The organism is Dapis hubbardiae BLCC-M172, from assembly GCF_050016015.1.
Lineage (GTDB): Bacteria > Cyanobacteriota > Cyanobacteriia > Cyanobacteriales > Microcoleaceae > Trichodesmium.
Map to the genome: position 1 here is coordinate 4,708 of NZ_JBNHEQ010000048.1, position 2,883 is coordinate 7,590.

General features: G+C 35.3%; 3 protein-coding genes. All 3 read right to left on the minus strand.

Annotated features, from left to right (window positions below; genetic code table 11):
• Positions 1 to 423 precede the first annotated feature (423 nt).
• Positions 424 to 552 (minus strand): hypothetical protein, encoded by a 129-nt coding sequence (locus ACP6PK_RS04960; RefSeq protein WP_426558285.1) that lies wholly within the window; start codon positions 550 to 552, stop codon positions 424 to 426.
• Between the two features lie 245 nt (positions 553 to 797).
• Entirely contained in the window at positions 798 to 1,391 is a 594-nt protein-coding gene (gene cas4 / locus ACP6PK_RS04965) for a CRISPR-associated protein Cas4 (RefSeq protein ID WP_426558287.1), read from the minus strand.
• 592 nt (positions 1,392 to 1,983) lie between these two features.
• A partial coding sequence (gene cas6, locus ACP6PK_RS04970; RefSeq protein WP_426558289.1) for a CRISPR-associated endoribonuclease Cas6 occupies positions 1,984 to 2,883 on the minus strand: 900 nt, incomplete at its 5' end.

Below are 2,883 nucleotides of genomic sequence, written 5' to 3' on the forward strand. Positions count from 1 at the left end.
AGTTAGTAGGTTTGGTTGAGCGATAGTGAAACCCAACATTAAACTCTGGTATTTTATAGATAGATAGTTGTTGAGTTTTCATTGAAATCCAACATTAAACTCTGGTATTTTTCGGATATGTAGTTGTTAGTTAGTAGGTTTGGTTGAGCGATAGTGAAACCCAACATTAAACTCTGGTATTTTATAGATAGATAGTTGTTGAGTTTTCATTGAAATCCAACATTAAACTCTGGTATTTTTCGGATATGTAGTTGTTAGTTAGTAGGTTTGGTTGAGCGATAGTGAAACCCAACATTAAACTCTGGTATTTTCTAGATAGATAGTTGTTGATTTTTCAGTGAAACCCAACATGAAATTCTGGTGTTTTTCAGATAGATAGTTGTTAGTTAGTAGGTTGGGTTGATTTTTCAGTGAAACCCAACATTAAACTCTGGTATTTTCTAGATAGATAGTTGTTGATTTTTCAGTGAAACCCAACATTAAACTCTGGTGTTTTTCAGATAGATAGTTGTTAGTTAGTAGGTTTGGTTGAGCGATAGTGAAACCCAACATGAAATTCTGGTATTTTATAGATAGATAGTTTTTAGTTTTTCAGTATCACTATTCTCCTTTGGTTCTAATGTTTCGAGTTTTTCCATATAGGTAATTGTTGGTTTTGTGAAAATCATAATTATTTTTTATTTATAATTTTTCCGATATGATATAACTAACGTTGGGTTTCGTACCTCAACCCAACCTACATTTAAACTTCCTTCTCTTCCCACCCTTCCGACACCTCCCACCCTTCCCACACTCCTCTAAACTTCCTCTCGATATTTATTTACTCGTTGATTTGCTAAAGGTAAACATTGAGAAAAAAGACTACAACCACGACAACGAGGACTATAAATTGCTAGAGGTATAATTCCTGCTTCCCACAACTTCAACACATCAGAAATAGTAGCGATCGCCTGGTTTCTTAAATCTGTTGAAATTTCCACAATTTGCCGTCGATGAGATTCAGCAGAATAGATATAACCAGTATTAATATTTTTCCCAGTCATCTCTTCTAAACACAAAGCTTGAGCGCAAACTTGTAATTCATCATTATCCCATTTACCCTTTTTTCCCCGTTTATATTCCACAGGAAAAAACTCACCATTTTCAGATTCAATTAAATCTGATTTGCCGATTAATTTATATTTTTCTGACTTTAACCAAACGGCGCGAACTTGCCAAACATCCTCTCGGTTTCCTTCGCCCAAAGTATGGATTCGTTCATGGATATTTGTACCTTCAATTGTGTATTGATTATCGACAAATTCTCCAGCACAAAACATCCGCCAAAAACGATGTGGGCAATAACTATATTGATTCAAAGCAGCAATTGGAACATAATCATTATTTTGCATAAAAAACCTTGATTGTTGATAGGATAAAGACTTAATTACTAAAAAAATTGTCTGTCATTGCGAGGCGGGATGGAGAAAAAATAGCTTTGTTATTTTCCCTGATTAATCCCGGCGAAGCAATCTTGATAAAAACTGAGATTGCTTCGGGGGTATTCATGGCTTAATTTGTTAGATTAACTATCAATTATTCCTCGTCGCAATGAGATTTTAAAAGATAGTTTTTAGTCATGGCGACTGGAACGGAGTGGAAGGAAACAATCTTGATAAAAACTGAGATTGCTTCAGGGGTATTAATGGCTTAATTTGTTAGATTAACTATCAATTATTCCCCGTCGCAATGACATTATCAGGTTAGTTATTAATTATTGCTCTGCTGATTAAATCTGTAAGCATCACAGATAAACCCTTGAAACTTTTTATGGTCGAAAAAAGTCCCTGGTTTTCAGTTAATTTAACTCAAAAAGTTAGGATAAAAGGCAGAAAGGTACAGAAAAATCAAGGGAAAATTATTCCTTCTACTCCCACACCTCCCACACCCCCCACACTCCCCACACCTCCCACACCTCCCCCGCTCCCCTACTCCCCTACTCCCTTACTCCCCCACTCCCCTACTCCCACGCCTCACCATTCCCATTCCCATCGGCGTTTTTCTCCCCAAACCGCAATACATAGAAAAATCAGCTAAAGCATTAATTTGTTTAATTTTCTCTGGTTGAATATCCCCAAAAATTCGATAAGTTACTTCACCAACAACGCCAATAAACTTACTTCGGGAATCAGCAACAATTTGTGTATTAATATCAATATAACTTGGATAAATAGAGTCAATGGGAATTTCAAAAAATTCCATACCACTATATCTATCCCAACGATTCAATAGAGAATTAAACACAGAATCTTTTGTCGGCATGGGCATATCATAACTTCCTTGTCGAAAACAAGTAGGAGTAGCAAAATTTAAAGTAATAATTCTCTGAGAATCAGAAGCATTTTCATATAATTCTGGATAGGAAAAAGAACTAACCCAAGGTTGATTAGATTTCGGCGTACTCAGAATACTAATAATGTTTAAATTTGCCGGACCTAAATGCCAAGGTTTTTCGGGATTAATATTTAACCAAAGTTTAGTTAATTCGCCGAATAAATTGTCATCTAAAAGAGATATGCGCCACCAACAATTAGTATTTGCTGGAATAGAATTTTTATGTTGGTATTGGAGAGTATAACTGCGATTTTTTGACTGGTTTTTTTTAGTTTGTAAAAGACTGACAGTAAAAGGTTTATTAGCAGTAGACTCATGGAGGCGATCGCCTAAATTTCTATCGACATAACTAACTAAATTTAAGAACAAAGCATGGAGATGTCTACCTGTTAGATATCCGGTAGGAATGGGAGATTGAGGTATTAGATTGAGGATGAGACTATAAGGCATTTTTGATAATGGATAATGGATAATGGATAATGGATAATGGATAATGGATAATGGATAATG